Raw genomic sequence first — 18,073 nt, 5'->3', positions numbered from 1 at the left:
CTTACTCCTGATGCGGCTTGGTCCAGTGGAAGCCAGTCGTAATCTGTTGCTGAGGTACCAAGCACGACACCATTCCCAGGCGCTGGCGCATATGGGTTCGAACGCCCCCTCCCCCCGCCGGGCCGCAGCAGTACAAAGCGTTTATCTCGCGCAGCAGACGCGCGGCCACCGCATGGTCGGCATGCTGCCAGGCCATGCGAAGCCGGACATCCCGGGATTCGCCGGCAATGCCTTCGTCAGTCAGCCAGTCACTGCTGTCGTTTCCCCAGACGCTGGTCACGCCGATCAGGTCGGTTCTGAGGGGAGCAATATTCGCCAGGCGCCTGGATATGGTCTGGGCCGCCAGACGCGCGCGCTCTTGCGCTCTTGGGCCCGCGTAGGAGATCTCTCCCTCGGCAAACCATCCTGACTCAAAGCAGACATTGACTTTGAGCATCTCCGGCCTCGGATGACCAATGACACCCTCCAGGCGCACCCGGTCAGGCCCAACCGAAATCACTTCTGCCTGAGTGATGTCGGCAACAACGTCTGGCGTGAGGTAGCAGGCAGGGTCATGGATTTCGTAGAGCAGTTGCTCCTTGACCGTGGCTGCAGTGATGCAGCCCCCGGTAAGAGATGGCTTGAAGATGGTGCTGTTGCCCGCGCTGTCGATTTCGGCAATGGGATAGCCCAGGCGTTCCATGCCGGGTACATCTTTGTATCCCGGGTCTGCGAAATAGCCGCCAGAGACCTGGGTTCCACATTCCAGCAAATGCCCGGTCATCGTGGCTCGTGCCAGGCGATTCCAGTCATCCCAGGCCCATCCGAAGTGGGCCATGGCAGGTCCCACCACAAGCGAGGGGTCGGAGACGCGGCCACACACCACAATGTCTGCACCTGCCAGCAGTGCCTCGGTGATGGGCCGTGCACCTATATAGGCATTGGCGCTCACCAGTTGCTGGTCTGGCATGTCCGAGCCCAGAGCTTTTTCGAGCAGCTGGTAGTGCGCGGGTCCGCTGAGGTCATCCCCATGAACAACCGCTATTTGAGGTAGGCGCGTTCCGAGCTCCCTGGCCAATGCAGCAATAGCCCGGGCTGCACCTTGTGGGTTGGCCGCACCAAAGTTGCTGACGATTCGAATGCCATGTGCCAGGCAGTCGGCGAGCACGGGCCGGAGAAACTCCACCATGAGTGGCTCATAGCCTGCATCGGGATTCTGACGACGAGCAAGCTGTGCCAGCGCCAGAGTGCGCTCGGCAAGCGTTTCAAAGATCAGAAAGGCAGGTTTGCTTTGTCGAACCAGTTCCTGCACGACGGGTTGCGCCGCATCAATTCGATCGCCGGAAAAGCCTGCCGCACATCCGATGAGCAACGACGTCGTTTCGTTTTGCACTCTTGTCATGAAACCTCCTGTTGCCCACTATAGGAAAACCGCTATAAGCTGTGAAATCGATAATTGAGATTAATTAATCCGCATTTCAAATGAATCTATCGTCACGTGATGTGCAGGCATTCCTGGTACTTGCCAAGCAGAAGAACTTCACCCAGGCCGCCAGCATGTGCCACCTGTCACAACCGGCTTTCAGCGCACTCATCCGCTCCGTGGAGCAAACGGTAGGTCTCAAGCTGTTCGACCGCAGCACAAGACACGTGGTGCTTACCCGTGAAGGTGAAAGATTCCTGCAGTCTGCGGAGCGCCTCGCCGCAGAATTCGCTGCCTGCGAAAGAGCGATGCGTGATACAGCACAACTGGCTCAGGGGCACGTATCAGTTGCATTGCTGCCATCCCTTGCAGCAGGCTGGCTTCCTGAAGTGCTGAAGGTGTACACGGCGCGGCATCCGGGGGTTCAGCTGGGTGTTTTGGACGTGCTGTCCGAGCCATGCATCGCTGCCGTTGCCAACGGAGATGCGGATTTTGCGCTGGCCGCCATACGCGTGGATACACCCGACCTGAAGGCTGAGCCGTTTTGCAGCGACGGCTTCTACATGGTGTGCCCTGGCGACCATCCACTGGCGGACAAGGTCGAGCTGTCCCTGGAGGATCTGACACCCTGGCCATTTATCCACTTGGCACGCCACAGCAGTGTTCGCCAGTATCTGGATGCCGCTTTTTTTCCTCGAAAGATGCAGACTTTCGTTGAAGTCGAGCAACTGGCCACCGTGATGGGGCTGGTGCAAGCCGGACTAGGCATCACCGTAGCTCCCGCGCTGAGCCTGTTTCACTTCAACAAGCCCGGATTGGTGGCGCGGCACCTGCTGCTGCCGGGTATGGACCGGCAGATCTACATGGTTCGAAAGCGAGAGCGCAGCCTTTCACTGGTAGCTGAAGCGCTCTATCAATTGATGCAGCAGATGCGTCCTGCAAACGCTTGACCTGGCTGATTGCAATATGCACTTTGCCGATGCTGCCCCATCAGCCACAAGACAGAGCCGGCACAAGCTTAGCTGTGCAAAACACGTATCTCGCCTGGGACAGCCGGTGGCAGGCCGCGAGACTCTAATAGCGCCAATCGGCATACAGGGTGAGCAGGAGCTGTGCCCTCTCCTGGCTCCAAGCTTTTTTGCGTCGAGTTCTGCCGTATGGCAATTTCGCGTCGTGAAGACATGCATCATTCGCCATCAGCTCGCCCTCAGCCATCTGCCGTTACAGAGTTATCGAGTCGGTAATACAAGGCATCCAGCCTTGGTCACCATCCCTAGAGCCCAGGAGACATACATGAAATACAGAACCAACCGCAAGCGCAGTGCCGTCTTGTCAAAATTACCCCACGGCCTTGCCGGTGGGGCGTTGCGCAAGCTCCTGGTTGTCTCGTTTGCGCTGGCATCGCTGGCCAATGGCGCGTTTGCGCAGGAGTCGAAGCGCGACGCCTTCTTCTGGCTGGGACAAATCAATAAGGCGTCGGCAGTCATCAATACCGATGAGGGCTTGCTCGACAAGTCCATGACTCCCAAAATTGCGCGAGGTCTCCAGAGCGTCTTGAACGCAGGCGATGCTCCCAATGGCAAACGACCAGGTTTGGTCATCACTTTCGAGCCCCTGCTCATTGATGCAGCTGGTGTGGAAGCCACTCTTCTTCATGCCGGGCGCTCAAGCCAGGATATGTTGGCTACGGTGCGCTCTGCCATACAGCGGGACGATATGCTGCGCCTGAACAAACAGCTGGCACAGACCCGTGCTCATCTGCTGCGGCTGGCCCAGACTTATGCCGACACGGTCGTTCCGAATTACACCAACGGGGTGGCCGCTCAACCTAATAGCTATGGGCACTACCTTCTGGGACACCTTGCCGGTTTTGACCGGGACGCCCAGCGCCTTCACGAGGCATTCGCGCGCATCGACCAGTCGGCAATGGGCACGACGGTTCTCAACGGCACCAGCTGGCCGCTGAATCGCGAACGTATGGCCAAGTACCTTGGCTACCCGGCCACCGTGGACAATGCCTACGATGCCGCACAAATCCTGGCTGCCGAGATGCCGGTGGAAGTGGGAGCAGTCGCTTCGAGCATTGCCCTGCATGTCGGAGCTTTTGTCGAGGACGTGATGGTGCAGTACGCGCAGCCCAGGCCCTGGATTCTGCTCCGGGAAGGTGGAGGCAACACCTATGTCTCCAGTGCCATGCCTCAGAAGCGCAATCCTGGCTTGCTCAACGACACCCGCGCCAACGCTTCACGCGTGCTGGCTCTGGGGGTGGGACGCGTCATCAGCCAGCACAATATTCCGCCGGGAATGAGCGATAACAAGTCGTCCCATGACTCCTCAGCACTGATTGCAGCCACGATTTCCACTCTTCAGGGATTTGACAAGGTCCTCAGCGGCCTGGTGATCAATCCCGAACGCGCACTTGAAGAGCTGAATCTTGACTGGACGGCCTCCCAGGAGGTGGCGGATGTTCTGATGCGCAAGTACAAATTGCCTTTCCGCGTGGGTCACCACTTTGCTTCGGAGGTCGTCAGCTTTGCCAAGGAACGCAATATCACCCCTCGCGACTTCCCCTACGCCGATGCCCAGCGCATCTATGCCGCGACACTGAAACACGAGATGTCCATAGAGAACGGCAGCCTGCCGATGTCGGAGGACGAATTCCGGGCAGCGCTGGACCCTGTGGTCATCGTGAAGAATCGTGTGACTGCTGGCGGCCCCCAGCCTGCGGAGATGACCCGCATGATTGCGCGCTCCAGGCAAATGCTTGCGCAGGAGGAGCAATGGACGGCAGAGCGGAGCAAACGCATCGAGACGGCCATCAAGGATCTTGATCGCGACTTTTCACGCCTGACGGCTCAGTGAAGAGGAAAAGCAGAAAAGAGGCCGAAGCCTCTTTTCAAATGCATTGGCGGCCGGACAGGCCTTTTGCGAGCGACGGTGCCACAAGCCTTTATGCACCGCACCACAGCCTGAATGGCCAAGAGGATCACTCATGGCCATTCAGGCAAGCCCCTCGCCGTCAGCGCTTGTTGCCTTGCTCGGTGTATTGCGCGTACAGCTCGTCAGCCATTTTGCGCAGCGCACGACCTATGGCCGCGTATTCATACTCGTTGAGATTGGCCAAGGAGGCGCGTCCCGATGGACGGTCCGATCCAAAGCCGCGGCCCGGCAGGAGCACGATTCCGGTTTCATCGGCAATCCGGAACAGCATGTCGCCGGTCGAGGACTGCTTGACCGCCCATTGCGAGAATGCTTCGCCATAAAGCTTGGAGGTCACGTCCTGCAGGTCGATCAAGGTGTAGTAATCGACCGCATTTTCGTCTCTTTGCGGAGGCGTGCCCAACTCGCGATACAGCGTTGCTTCACGACGTCGTATCAGTTGCTTGAGCGTGTGCTTGTACTGGTCGCTCTCGTCCATGAGTGCAAACAGCGAGAACAAGGTCATCTGGACCTGTTGGGGCGTGGACAGACCGGCCGTGTGGTTCAAGGCAACCGCGCGGCTGTCGGCAACCAGGCGATCGATGAACTTCAATGAGCGCACATCGGGCAGCAGTGAACGATAGCGATGATCGAGCTCTGTTTTCTCGGACTCAGGCAGCTTGCCCAATGCCAGGTCAAAGATGTTTTCCTTATGTGCAGCCACCACACCCAGACGCCAGCCAGTGGCACCAAAGTATTTGGAGAACGAATAGACCAGCAAGGTGTTGGCCGGGCAAATCGCAAAGAGCGACTGAAAGCCATCGGCAAACGTGCCATAAACGTCATCGGTGAGGATCATCAGATCCGGTCGATGTTCGGCCACGATCTTGCGCACACGCTCCAGACTGCGCTCGTCCATCTTTACTGATGGCGGATTGCTGGGGTTCACGCAGAAGAAGATCTTGATGGCCGGATCCTTGAGCTTGTCCAGCTCGGAATCCGGATATTGCCAGTTCAGGGCCGGGTCGGCATTGATGGCCACCTCCTCCAGCGCATACTGGGCCAGCTCTGGAATTTCTATATATGGTGTGAAAACCGGCATGCCGATGGCCACCTTGTCACCGGCTTTGAGCAGGCCGTTGACCTTCATGCTCTCGAAGATATAGGCCATGGCGGCCGTGCCGCCCTCGACGGCAAACAATTCCACGGATTCGCCCGGCATGGAATCGCCTGCCATTTCGCGGATGATGTACTGGCGCACGATTTTTTCGCTGATTTTCAGCATGCGCGGTGGCACCGGGTAATTGCAGCCCAGAATGCCGTCGACCATTTCATGAAGAAACTCGGCGGGGTCCAAACCCAGCTGATCGCGCACATAACTCAAGGATTTACCGAGAAAACGAACGCCTTCCTGATCACGGTTTTCGGCAATATAGCGCTCGAAGCGCCCTTCTATACCCTCGATCTTTGCCAACCCTCCAACACCCACCGTGGTCATATAAGAATACGAAAGCTCGGACTCGGAAGCCGCAAACAAACCCAGACGGAAAAATGCTCTTCTCGGTGTGGTTGCCAGAAAATTGGGATTGCCCCGCCCCGCATTGAGCATGAGGCGGTTTCCGTCGCCCGAGGCGATCTTGATCAACTCATCCTTGAGCTCGAACGGGCTCAAGTTCGCCAGACTCTGATAATCCTTGCTCATATCGCAACTCCTTCCATTCGTCCTAGTGAATCAGTTCAGGGTTTCACGCAAAGGCGATGACCAACGGACCCAACAAAGTCAGGAACACATTGGCCAAGGCATAAGTGATTGCAAACGGGGTGGTGGGGATTGAATTGCCGGCCTTGTCCAGAACCTCGCCAAATGCGGGGTTGGCACTGCGTGCGCCAGACAGCGAGCCTGCGAACACGGCCACGTTGTCGTAACGCAGCACGTACTTGCCGAACAAAATGGCAATCAGCAGCGGAATGATGGTGACCAGAACGCCCAGCATGAACAGCGTCAAGCCCTGTTCCATGACCGTGCTGACCGCCTGCTGGCCGGACTGCAGGCCCACCATGGCCACAAAACCGGCCAGCCCCAGGTCGCGCAGCAATGTCGAGGCGCTTGTCGGCATATTGCCCATGGTGTGCTTGCGGCTGCGCCACCAGCCAAACAGCAGGCCGGAAAGCAAGGCACCGCCACCGCTGCCCAAGGTAATGGGAATAGCGCCTATGCGCAGCACGAGCAGGCCGATCAGCAGGCCGACAACAATGCCAAAGCCGTGGAACACCCAGTCGGTCTTGTCGCTGGGAACAATGATGGGGCCGGCGGCCTGGGCAGCCTTCTGAACGTCTTGAGGTGTGCCGAACAAGGTGACCACATCGCCAGGCATCACCATGGTCTGCGCAGTGATGGGAACCGGCGATCCCGCGCGAATCAAGCCCTCGGCATAGACGCCGTGCTTGAGATCCTGAGACAGGCTGTCCAGAATGTCCTTGACGCTGCGGTTCAGATACTGGGCATTGGAAATGGCCACATCGCGGCGCACCATCACCACGTCCATGCCCTGGGCTCCGGGCAGCTCATCGCCTACCGTCTGGCCCAGAGACACCACGGCGGGGCGGCGTCCGACCAGCAAAACAATGTCGCCGGCCTCCAGTACCAGGCTGGGGTCCACGCCGACCAGGGCATTCTTTCGCTGAATGCGCTCCACCGTCACCCTGCCCTGGGTCCCTCCGGCTTCGAGATCTGCCACGGTTTTGCCCGATTGGGCGACGCGGAAAATACGCCCCACCAGATCGGGTGCCGCTGGCGATTCACCCACGCCATAGACCCGCACGCCTTTGAGCTGCTCCTGCTCGGCCTGAACCGCGTCGTCCCGGATATTGCGTCCGGTAATCCATGGCAGGACATTGACGCACATGATGATGGCCCCGAAGGAGCCGAATATATAGGTCACCGCATAGCCGATGGCAACGTTGGCCTGCATGCGCTGCACCTCCTCGCCCGAGAGCCCGAGTTTCTCAATCGCAGAACCGGCCGTTCCAATGATTGCCGACTGTGTCAGCCCGCCGGCCGCAAGACCTGCAGCCAGTCCTTTGTCCAGACTGAATACCCGGGCAATCACCACTACCGTGATCAAACCGGACAATGCGACCACGACGGCCATCATGATTTCCTTGACCGAATGGCGCCCCAGAGAATTGAAGAATTGCGGACCGCTTTCAAAGCCTACGGCATATATGAACAAGGCGAAAAGCACGGCCTTGATGCCTGAATCTATCTGAATGCCGATCTGGCTGATCAAGACCGCCGCCAATAAGGAACCTGCCACGCCCCCCAGCTGGAACGAGCCAAAGCGAAACTTGCCGACCCAGTATCCTAGGGCCAGAGACGCAAAAAGTGCAGCCTCCGGTGATTGGTGAAAAATGCTTTTGAGTAAATCCATGGCCACCTCTATTTCCGGATAAAAGGATCAAGCAACAGAAAGTCCGTCCAGGCTTCAATACCAGACCCTGGAAATGCTTGAACTCAGGAGAAAGCGGTTTGCTACTAGGAAGCGTGCATCGAGATCGCCCATCTCAAAACTGATGCCGCATCCATTGGCGGGTTGGTTCTTGTCTTCTTCTATTTCCCACCACTATTAAAGACAAAAGCGTACCGAAATGTAGGACGTTACCGATTAATTATTTCGGGATAGTCATGGTTTGGCCGCTGTGGCTCGGCGTTCGCAGAGGATATTGACAAGCCGCAGCAATAAGAGACAGCCCGTGCGGCGGCATAGAAAACAAGCCGGACTGGGCCGTGGCGGGACTGCCGGATATTGCCTAGCGAAGGGTTCGCCGGTTGATGGAGCGGCGGGTCGCAGCGAGATTGTTTCGACGCGCCAGGGGTTGAGCCGCATTCGAATCCGAGGCCGCGGCTGCAGCCGCAATTCTTTGCTGGGCCTCCAGCAGATTCTTGAGATCGGCTGCACGCTCCTGCGCCAGGGCTGCGGTGTTCTGGGCTGTCTGCAACTGGGCATGCAGATTCAAGATTTCCTGCTCCGATTGGTCCAGGCGGCCTTGCATCTCCTGATAGCGTGACTCGGACTTGCGCTCCTGGTCCTGCAGGCTTTTTCTCGCTGTCGCGAGCTCCTGGCGTGCACGATCGACCTCGTTGAGCATATGGCGTTCGTTGCCCGCGTATTGCTCGGCCATGCGCTGGCGTTCCGCTGCGGCGGACTGAATTTCTTCGCTGTGCTTTTGCTGCTGCAACTCACGCTGGCGCACGGCATTGCCCAACTCGTCACGCAGCTCTTCCAGGCGCTGATCGCGCTCCTGCAGCGTCTGCTGCATCTCGTCAAGACGACGTGCAAGATCCTGGGCGTGGTTCTGGGCCGTCTGCAGGGCTTGGTTCAGCGCATCTTTTTGCGCTTCCATGGTTGCCTCTCGCTGAGCGAGTTGCTCCTGCTGTGCCACAAAGGCCTGCTCCTCGGCTTTCAAAGCCTGCTCACGAAGGTCCAAGGCCTTGCTGGCTGAGGCTTTCGCCTCTTCCTGTGCGGTATTCCAGAGCTCTTCGGCAAGGCGCTGCACAGGGTCCGGCACCGACTGCAGCACGGATGGATCCTGTTCTCCCGCAACCCCCAGGCGACGCCCTAGCGTGGCAAACCAGGTTTCCAGCATGGGACTGACTGTATTCGGAGAGCCTCGCCCTATCTGCTGGCGCACGCGCTCTATGGTCGGGCGCAGACCCTGGGCAATCAAGACATCGGCTGCAGCCCAGACATCGGACTCCTGCACGCCTCTGGACGTGGTTTTGCTTGTATTCATATCTATTCTTCAAATAACTAACGATAAGTGATTGTTATCGTGATCTATTAACTACATACGTAATACACAATACATCTGATGTAATAAATATTACGTAAGAAATTTTCATACAGATGACAACGTACATTAACCCGTTTTTATCCCTTTGATTAAGGGTGGAGTCCGTTCTGCGTTCGAGCGAGAGCAATTTCGTTGCCCTGGACACACCGGCTGTTCTGCCAGGGCCCGTGAACAGGCCGGCCTGGCGCCGCCAAGCAGTGTCCTGATCGCTGTCATTGATAGGTAAGCGATAGCTGCCATCAGCCGCTGGCTTGCGCACTGAGTTGAAGCCACCAGACTTGGCGTGAGTAAAGACAGCCAGAGCAACACGGTCTGCGGTGCTGCACCGCCTTTGCCGACAGCCCCTAAGCTGCCCAACGATTTCAGCCGGCATGCAAGTCAGGGCGAAAATAGCGTCATGGATTCACGCAAGCCCTCGCCCTTCCCTGCTCCAGCGGCCTTTGATGCCAACCGCCTACAGGTGCTGGATATGCCGGCTGGCGCCCTGGCACCCAAAGCGCATGAAGCCATCAAGGAGCTGATGCATGAAGGCGAATCCAGCAATACGCGCAGCAGCTATCAAAGCGCCATGCGTTACTGGGCGGCTTGGCACCTGCTGCGTATGGGCCAGCCCATGCAACTGCCGCTGCAAGTGGCTACGGTGCTGCAGTTCATCATCGATCATGCCCAGAGGCAGAGCGGTGCAGGCCTGCTCAATGAAATGCCGCCCGATATCGACGACGCCCTGGTAGCTGCCGGCTACAAGGGGAAAAAAGGGGCACCCTCGCACAGCACGCTGGTGCATCGCATGGCCGTGATGTCCAAGGCACATCAGGTGCATGCCATGCCCAACCCCTGTCAGGATGGGGCCGTCAGGGAGTTGATGTCACGCACCCGCAAGGCCTATGCAAGACGTGGTGATCTACCCCAGAAAAAAGAGGCGCTGACGCGCGATGTGCTGGAGGCACTGCTGGCCAGCTGTGACGACAGCTTGCGCGGCCTGCGCGACCGGGCGCTGCTGCTGTTTGCCTGGGCCAGCGGCGGGCGGCGCCGATCCGAAGTGGCCGGCGCCGATATGCGTTTTCTGCGCGCCGTGGCTGATGGGGAATTCATCTACACCCTGAGCCATAGCAAGACCAACCAGAGCGGCACCGACGCCCCCGAGAATCACAAGCCCGTCACCGGCCGTGCCGCCATCGCCCTGAGGGCATGGCTGGACGCGGCCGCCATCACCGATGGTCCTATCTTCAGGCGCATTCGCAAAGGAGGCCATGTGGCAGAGCCGCTGACTCCCGCCGCCGTGCGCAATATTGTCAAGGAGCGCTGTGCGCTGGCGGGCGTGGAAGGGGATTTTTCCGCACACTCGCTGCGCTCGGGCTTTGTGACCGAGGCCGGCAGACGCAATCTGCCGCTGGCCGACACCATGGCCTTGACGGGGCACCATAGCGTAAACACCGTGCTCGGCTACTTCCGGGCCGACTCGGCACTCAACAATCAGGCGGCGCGCATGCTGGACGAGGATTGATCAAGCCCCATCAGCTGCAGCGCAGCTCGATGAATGGTGGATTGCGGATCGGCCAGTTGCAGTGGCAAATCAAAGTGGTTGGTCGCTGGCGCTTCCACCCATTGCCCCGGCAGACAGCGTGCCTGCCAGGCAGCCAGATAGTCGCGCGACTGGCGCTTGAATTCATGGCTTTCAAACTCCCCACAGCTCACATGCAACTGGCATTGAGCATGGGTACTCGCATCGGGCAGCAGAAAGCGGGGACTGTTGCGTATGGCGGCAGCGTCGTCGAGTTGCATCCAGCCGTTGATATGGGTCGTCAACAGCGGCTGCAGGTCGAACAGACCGCTCAAGGTCAATACAGACCGAGGCACGGCCTGCGCTGGCAGGTCGTAGTCTTGTTGCCAACCCTTGGCCAGCAGCATGCCCGCCAGATGTCCCCCGGCCGAGCTTCCGCAGACACAGATATTGCGGGCATCACCGCCGTAGATGGCGATATTGCGCACCACCCAGGCATAGGCTTGACGCATCTGATCGACGATATGGTCCAGCGTGACGGACGGGGCCAGATCGTAGTCGGGCACAACGACGATGGCGCCCTCCTGCGTCAGCGCCGGTGCCATGAAAGCCGAATCATCCTTGCCCAAGGCCTTCCAGTAGCCGCCATGGATGAAGATGAAAACAGGCGCAGCTTGTGCGGTACCTGCCTGGGCTGAGGGCAGATAGATATCCAGAACATCCGTAGCCCTGGGGCTGTAGCGCTGGTTGCGAACTGCGCCGGACAAGGCAAATGCGGCCTGGCTTTCCTGCGTGTAGCGCGCCAGATATGCCAGCGGATCCTGCACGCTGGCGCGGGCGTTGTATTGGCGGTCGTAGTAAGCGGTCGTGGAGTCGGTCGAGATGGAAGGCATTTTCTGCGCGGCTTTGGGCTTCGGGCGGTGATCAATCGCAACGCACAGCATAAGCCAGGCGGCAGGCTCTTCACTGCAGCGGCAGCATCAACTACTCAAGCCAGCATCCTCCAATTAGACCTGTTCACCTGTCATGTAGATACATTAAATTACATTCATGCAAATGAAATCAGAGCGTTGGAGCAGGCGTTGAGAAAAGCAAAAGCGGGGGCTGGCTGTGCAGCCATGATGTGGGGGCTCTGCGCCCAGGCCGGCGGCCTTGATAGAACTGGCCAGGACCTTGGGCCTTTGTTTGAAAACGGTCGCTATCTTTCCGTAGAGACCTATACGGTCCGGCCCCGGATCCAGGGCACGGATGCCCTGGGAAAGTCCACCGGGCAAGTCGCCGACGATTACACCCAATGGGGCTTTGCCTACAAGCAGGATGTAAATCCACGCACCTCGGTGCTGCTGATGTTGAGCAAGCCTTTTGGCCTTGACATCGCTTACAGCCCACAGCAATCGCCTCTTTTTGGCGGCACGCAGGCCCGCGTGAGCAGCCATGAGCTCATGGGGGCGCTGCGCTACCGCTGGGATGAGCACTGGGCCGTGCATGGCGGTCTGCGTCTGCAGCGCACCGAAGGACATGTCGCCCTGGGGGGCATGGTATTTGGAGCGCTCAATGGATACCGGGTGGATTTCAGGCCCAGTACCGAGCCAGGCTACTTGCTGGGCATGAGCTATGAGCGCCCGGATATGACTTTGCGCGTCGCTGCGACCTATTACTCGGCCATCAAGCACAAGATCTCAACCCGTGAAAACTTATGGCCGGGCGAAACCAGGACCGCATCTACTGCTCCGCAGAGCTTCAACCTCGATGTTCAGACAGGCATCACGCCAAGCACCCTGCTCTTTGGACAGATCCGCTGGACCAACTGGTCGCAATTCCGGCTACACCCGCAAACCTTGGCAGCGATACCCCCAGGCCGCAGCCTGGCGGACATGGAGGACACAACCACCTACACGCTGGGTCTTGGGCAGAGGCTGGCGGCGAACTGGTCCGGCTTTGTCGCCGTGGCTTATGACAAGCGCAGCGACAAGGCCGCGATGTCGCCATTGCGCCCCACCGATGGCCGCCTTGGCTACACGGTGGGGGTGAGCTATCAGCAAGGACAGTTCAAGCTCACGCCCTGGCTGAGCTACCAGCGTCTGGGCTCGGTTGATATCTCCAGCGGCGGCACGACCCTGGCGGCTTTCGATGCCGAGTCCGCCACGGCGTTCGGGATTAAGCTCGGCTATCAGTTCTGAGAGCAGTCGCCGCTTTCACGCTGCAGCAATCTGCCAGCCGAAGCCTGAAGCGCTCAACCCAGCGCCGCAATCACGTCTGCCGGAGCCTGCACCAGCTCGATCAGCACGCCCTCGCCGGCAATCGGAAACTCGTCATTGCTCTTGGGGTGCAGGAAAGTGATGTCATAGCCTGCCGCTCCCTTGCGGATACCGCCAGGAGCAAATCGCACGCCATTGGCCGTCAGCCATTCCACGGCCTTGGGCAGATCGTCGATCCACAGGCCGATATGGTTCAGCGGCGTGGCGTGCACGGCGGGCTTTTTCTCGATGTCCATGGGCTGCATGATGTCCACTTCCACCTTCATCGCGCCCCGCCCCATGGACAGAATGTCCTCGTCCACGTTTTCGCGCTCGCTCTGAAAGGTGCCGGTCTGCTCCAGACCCAGCATGTCCACCCACAGCTTTTTCATGCGCTGTTTATCGGTGCCACCGATGGCGACTTGCTGAATGCCTAGAACCTTGAAAGGACGATTGCTCATGAATGACTCCTTTAGTGATAGCTTAAAGCGCAATACTGGCAAGCGCTAGAGCTGGTTTTTATTGAAATATCAGACCTCGCCCAGCAACCAGCTGCTGGCCATGGCAAAGTATTCGCGCAGCCAGGCATTGAAACGCGTGGCCAGAGGGGTCGGAGCCGCCACGGGATACACCTGAGGCAGATCCTGCCGCTTTGCAATGTCCATGGCGCGCATCAGATGAAAGTCGCTGCTGACCATGGCCATGGGTGCATCCGCAGCCACGCCGCGCTCGGCCAGTAAGGGCCGGCTGAGCTTGAGGTTCAGCTCGGTGCTCGTGCTGAGCTTTTCCAGCACCAGCCGCTGCGCAGCAATACCGTGACGCTGCTGCAGATAGCGGGCCATGACCTCGGCCTCAGACTCTTTTTCACCCCAATCGACACCGCCACAAACGGCGACCAAGGCCTGGGGCTGCAGCTTGGCCAGTTGCGCCGCCTGATCCAGCCGCGCGGCCAGCACCGGCCTTGGGTGGCCGTCGAGCGTACCGCTGCCCAGCACGACGATGGATTGCACGGGCGGCACTTGCTGTGGCTCCAGCCCCAGGCCGGACAGGCGGCTCCAGAACCAGAAAAGGCTGATCAGCCACAGCACCAGGCCGGCCCAGGCCAGCGACCAGAGCCTTGCATGCAGAGGCCTGGCTGCACGCCAGTGCTGCACCGCCCGCCATTTCCAGCTCAGCCCCAAAGCCACAGCGCCCAACCCGGCGGGCAACACCACCCCTACATTGAAGTGCCCCAGGCACATCAGCACCAATGCGTCGACCAACAGCAGCAAGCCCACCACAGCCAGCAAGGCACGAACGAACTTGGTGCGACCGGGAATCGTTGCAGATGCTTTCAATATCATAGCTACTTACGATTACTGGATAAGGGATATCGCTATTTTCTAATGAAAACTGGAAAGCCCGCAAAGCCAAAGCCTTGCGGGCTTCCGATTTCAGGGCCTGAGGGCTGCGACGGCATTCCATACCGGCCGGCCCCGAAAAGCCGGCATCACTCGAATTCCAGAATGATGTCGTCCACCGCCAGCGAATCTCCCTTGGCGGCGCTGATCTTGCTGACCACGCCGTCCTGGGCCGCGAACAGAATGTTCTCCATCTTCATGGCTTCGATGACGGCCAGCTTCTCGCCGGCCTGCACCTTCTGCCCCGGCTGCACCGCCACGTCGACCAGCAGGCCGGGCATGGGCGAGAGCAGGAACTTGGACAGATCGGGCGGGGCCTTGTAAGGCATGAGCTTGTGCATCTCTGCGCCCTTGGGCGAGAGCACCAGCACATCGGCTTGCGTGCCGTTGTGGATGACGCGCAGTGCCAGCGGGTTCTTGCCATTGCCGCGTTCGATCTGGCAGGTGAAAGCCTTGCCGTTGCAGACGCCGCGCACGACCAGGTCGCGAATGTCGGCATTGCTGCGGAACTCGTAGGCCTTGTCGCCGATGACGACCTTGCAGACGCGTGCCTGGGCATCGAAGTCGGTCACCTCGCCAGTCACATACTGGTTCTTGCCTTCAGCACCTAGAACCACGGCAGTGTACTTCTCGCCCACCTGCACCTGGTGGCCTTGCATCTGGCCGGTGATGGTCGATGCTCGCGCACGGTAGCGGCGATTGCGGAACAGCGCCAAAGCCACCAGGAAGTCGGGATCATCGTGGGGCACGTCCTCGGCATGGAAGCCTTCGGCATAGTGCTGGGCGATGAAGCCGGTGTTGAACTTGCCCGAGACAAAGTCCGGGTGTGCCAGCAGAGCTGCCTGGAACGGAATGTTGGAGCTGATGCCGCGGATGGCAAAGCCGTTGAGCGCTTCACGGGCCTTGGCGATGGCGTCGTTGCGATCCTTGCCGTGCACGATGAGCTTGGCGATCATCGAGTCGTAGTACATGGGGATCTCGCCGCCGTCGTAGACGCCGGTATCCACACGCACACCGTTCAAATGCTCGGCATCGGACTGCCACATGGTCTGCTCAGGCGGTGCAAAGCGAACCAGACGGCCGGTCGAAGGCAGGAAGTTGCGGAACGGGTCTTCGGCGTTGATACGGCACTCGATGGCCCAACCGTCGCGCTTCACATCGGCCTGGGCAAAAGACAGTTTTTCGCCGGCGGCCACACGAATCATCTGCTCGACCAGGTCAAGGCCGGTGATGCATTCGGTCACCGGGTGCTCGACCTGCAGACGGGTATTCATCTCCAGGAAGTAGAAGTCCTGATCCTTGCCGACCACGAACTCCACGGTGCCGGCGCTCTGGTACTTGACGGCCTTGGCCAGGGCCACGGCCTGCTCGCCCATGGCCTTGCGGGTGGCGTCGCTGATGAAGGGCGACGGCGCTTCTTCGATCACCTTCTGGTGACGGCGCTGTATCGAGCACTCACGCTCGTTCAGGTAAACCACGTTGCCGTGGCTGTCGCCCAGAATCTGGATTTCGATGTGGCGGGGCTCCTGCACAAACTTCTCGATGAAGATGCGGTCGTCGCCAAAGCTGTTGCGCGCTTCGTTCTGGCAGGAGGCAAAACCTTCAAAGGCTTCCTTGTCGTTGAAGGCCACACGCAAACCCTTGCCGCCGCCACCGGCCGAGGCCTTGATCATCACGGGGTAGCCAATGCCCTTGGCGATTTCCACGGCCTGCTCGGGCCCGGCGATGGCGTCGTTGTAGCCAGGGATGGTGTTGACCTGGGCTTCGCCGGCCAGCTTCTTGGACGCGATCTTGTCACCCATGGCAGCAATGGAATGCGACTTGGGGCCGATGAAGGCAATGCCCTCTTCTTCGCAGCGCCTGGCAAAGCCCTCGTTCTCCGAGAGAAAACCGTAGCCGGGGTGCACCGCCTGTGCGCCGGTCTGCTTGCAGGCTTCAATGATTTTCTCGCCCAGCAGATAGGACTCACGGCTGGGGGCGGGGCCCAGGCGCACGGCCTCGTCGGCCAGCTTGACATGGCGCGCGTCCTTGTCGGCGTCGGAATAGACCGCCACGGTCTGGATGCCCATCTTGCGGGCGGTGGCGATGACTCGGCAGGCGATCTCGCCGCGGTTGGCAATCAGAATCTTGGTAAACATGGATATATCTCCTGGTTCTTCTTGTTCTTACAGGGGGATGTTCCCGTGCTTGCGCCAGGGGTTGTCCAGCTGCTTGTTCTTGAGCATTTCCAGCGAGCGGCAGATGCGCTTGCGTGTTTCGTGCGGCTGGATCACATCGTCGATAAAGCCACGTGCTCCGGCCACAAAGGGGTTGGCAAAGCGCTCCTTGTATTCCGCTTCGCGTGCAGCCAGCTTCACCGGATCGTTCTTGTCCTCACGGAAGATGATCTCCACCGCGCCCTTGGCACCCATCACGGCAATTTCGGCATGGGGCCAGGCCAGGTTCACGTCGCCGCGCAAATGCTTGGAAGCCATCACGTCGTACGCGCCGCCATAGGCCTTGCGGGTGATGACGGTGATCTTCGGCACTGTGGCTTCGGCATACGCATACAGCAGCTTGGCGCCGTGCTTGATGATGCCGCCGTATTCCTGAGAGGTACCGGGCATGAAACCGGGAACGTCCACGAAGGTGACCACGGGGATGTTGAAGGCATCGCAAAAGCGCACGAAGCGCGCGGCCTTGATGGAAGACTTGATATCCAGGCAACCGGCCAGCACCAGGGGCTGATTGGCCACCACGCCCACGGTCTGACCGGCCATGCGGGCAAAGCCGATGATGATGTTCTTGGCGTACTCGGGCTGCAACTCGAAGAAATCGCCATCGTCCACAGTCTTGAGAATCAGCTCCTTCATGTCGTAGGGCTTGTTGGCGTTTTCGGGCACCAGCGTATCCAGCGACAGATCGGCGCGACCCACGGGATCGGTGGTCTCGCGCACAGGAGCCTTTTCCTTGTTGTTCAAAGGCAGGTAGTTATAGAGGCGACGCAGCATCATCAGTGCCTCCACGTCGTTGTCGAATGCCATGTCGGCCACGCCGCTCTTGGTGGTGTGGGTGATGGCCCCGCCCAGCTCTTCGGCCGTGACTTCCTCGTGCGTCACGGTCTTCACGACTTCGGGACCGGTCACGAACATATAGGAGCTGTCCTTGACCATGAAGATGAAGTCGGTCATGGCCGGCGAGTACACGGCGCCGCCGGCGCTGGGGCCCATGATCATGGAGATCTGGGGCACCACGCCCGAGGCCAGCACATTCTTCTGGAACACATCGGCATAGCCGCCGAGAGAGGCAACGCCTTCCTGGATACGCGCACCACCCGAGTCGTTGAGGCCGATGACGGGGGCGCCGACCTTCATGGCCTGGTCCATCACCTTGCAGATCTTCTCGGCATGGGTTTCGGAAAGTGCACCGCCGAACACCGTGAAGTCCTGGCTGAACACAAAGACCAGACGGCCGTTGATCATGCCGTAGCCGGTGACCACGCCGTCTCCGGGGATCTTGGTGTTTTCCATGCCGAAGTCCGTGCAGCGATGCTCCACGAACATGTCCCATTCTTCAAAAGTGCCGTCGTCCAGCAGCAGCTCTATACGCTCGCGCGCCGTCAGCTTGCCTTTCTTGTGCTGCGCATCGATGCGCTTTTGTCCCCCACCCAACCGAGCGAGTTCTCGCTTGGCTTCCAGCTGCTTCAGGATATCGTCTTGCATGCTTGTCCTCTAACGTGATTTGGGTTGCTTGTCTCGCAATGGTGATGCTGCGATGCTAT

General features: G+C 59.4%; 13 protein-coding genes. 4 read left to right on the top strand and 9 right to left on the bottom strand.

Annotated features, from left to right (window positions below):
* Position 1 precedes the first annotated feature (1 nt).
* The gene (locus ACLBXN_RS23165; protein WP_447613711.1) at positions 2 to 1,381 is read right to left on the bottom strand and encodes an acyclic terpene utilization AtuA family protein; all 1,380 of its coding nucleotides are present in this window, start codon (positions 1,379 to 1,381) and stop codon (positions 2 to 4) included.
* A gap of 80 nt (positions 1,382 to 1,461) precedes the next feature.
* Here ACLBXN_RS23165 and ACLBXN_RS23160 point away from each other — a divergent pair, with 80 nt between their 5' ends.
* Complete coding sequence (locus tag ACLBXN_RS23160) at positions 1,462 to 2,352, top strand: LysR family transcriptional regulator (protein WP_447613710.1); 891 nt, start codon at positions 1,462 to 1,464, stop codon at positions 2,350 to 2,352.
* 343 nt (positions 2,353 to 2,695) lie between these two features.
* On the top strand, positions 2,696 to 4,264 hold the full coding sequence (locus ACLBXN_RS23155) for an argininosuccinate lyase (protein ID WP_447613728.1): 1,569 nt from the start codon (positions 2,696 to 2,698) through the stop codon (positions 4,262 to 4,264).
* A 157-nt stretch (positions 4,265 to 4,421) separates the two neighbouring features.
* Here the strand turns inward: ACLBXN_RS23155 and aspD are convergent, their stop codons facing one another.
* The 3 genes from aspD to ACLBXN_RS23140 form a co-directional block, all read right to left on the bottom strand.
* Positions 4,422 to 6,023, bottom strand: coding sequence for an aspartate 4-decarboxylase (gene aspD, locus ACLBXN_RS23150; RefSeq protein ID WP_043004286.1), 1,602 nt, complete (start codon positions 6,021 to 6,023; stop codon positions 4,422 to 4,424).
* 43 nt (positions 6,024 to 6,066) lie between these two features.
* A complete protein-coding gene (gene aspT, locus ACLBXN_RS23145; RefSeq protein WP_447613709.1) occupies positions 6,067 to 7,752 on the bottom strand; it encodes an aspartate-alanine antiporter in 1,686 nt (561 codons plus the stop codon).
* Positions 7,753 to 8,131: 379 nt separating this feature from the next.
* Positions 8,132 to 9,115: a DNA-binding protein gene (locus ACLBXN_RS23140; protein WP_447613708.1), complete on the bottom strand. Its 984-nt coding sequence runs from the start codon at positions 9,113 to 9,115 to the stop codon at positions 8,132 to 8,134.
* 457 nt (positions 9,116 to 9,572) lie between these two features.
* On the opposite strand from ACLBXN_RS23140, the gene ACLBXN_RS23135 reads away from it, so the two are divergent.
* Complete coding sequence (locus ACLBXN_RS23135; protein WP_447613707.1) at positions 9,573 to 10,679, top strand: site-specific integrase; 1,107 nt, start codon at positions 9,573 to 9,575, stop codon at positions 10,677 to 10,679.
* Here the strand turns inward: ACLBXN_RS23135 and ACLBXN_RS23130 are convergent.
* Positions 10,649 to 11,569 (bottom strand): alpha/beta hydrolase, encoded by a 921-nt coding sequence (locus tag ACLBXN_RS23130; RefSeq protein WP_447613706.1) that lies wholly within the window; start codon positions 11,567 to 11,569, stop codon positions 10,649 to 10,651. The genes ACLBXN_RS23135 and ACLBXN_RS23130 overlap by 31 nt on opposite strands.
* Before the next feature lie 27 nt (positions 11,570 to 11,596).
* On the opposite strand from ACLBXN_RS23130, the gene ACLBXN_RS23125 reads away from it, so the two are divergent.
* A complete protein-coding gene (locus ACLBXN_RS23125) occupies positions 11,597 to 12,856 on the top strand; it encodes an OmpP1/FadL family transporter (RefSeq protein ID WP_447613705.1) in 1,260 nt (419 codons plus the stop codon).
* Positions 12,857 to 12,909: 53 nt separating this feature from the next.
* Here the strand turns inward: ACLBXN_RS23125 and ACLBXN_RS23120 are convergent, their stop codons facing one another.
* The 4 genes from ACLBXN_RS23120 to ACLBXN_RS23105 form a co-directional block, all read right to left on the bottom strand.
* Positions 12,910 to 13,374, bottom strand: a complete 465-nt coding sequence (locus ACLBXN_RS23120) for a VOC family protein (protein ID WP_034355415.1) — start codon at positions 13,372 to 13,374, stop codon at positions 12,910 to 12,912.
* Between the two features lie 69 nt (positions 13,375 to 13,443).
* Positions 13,444 to 14,256: a YdcF family protein gene (locus ACLBXN_RS23115; protein ID WP_447613704.1), complete on the bottom strand. Its 813-nt coding sequence runs from the start codon at positions 14,254 to 14,256 to the stop codon at positions 13,444 to 13,446.
* Positions 14,257 to 14,402: 146 nt separating this feature from the next.
* Positions 14,403 to 16,451 carry an acetyl-CoA carboxylase biotin carboxylase subunit gene (locus tag ACLBXN_RS23110; protein ID WP_447613703.1) on the bottom strand — a complete coding sequence of 683 codons (2,049 nt, stop codon included), beginning with the start codon at positions 16,449 to 16,451 and terminating at the stop codon, positions 14,403 to 14,405.
* Between the two features lie 27 nt (positions 16,452 to 16,478).
* Positions 16,479 to 18,014, bottom strand: a complete 1,536-nt coding sequence (locus ACLBXN_RS23105) for an acyl-CoA carboxylase subunit beta (RefSeq protein WP_050874463.1) — start codon at positions 18,012 to 18,014, stop codon at positions 16,479 to 16,481.
* Positions 18,015 to 18,073: the final 59 nt, after the last annotated feature.

Source organism: Comamonas sp. C24C (genome assembly GCF_053345995.1).
This window is presented reverse-complemented; position numbering and strand designations above follow the sequence as displayed.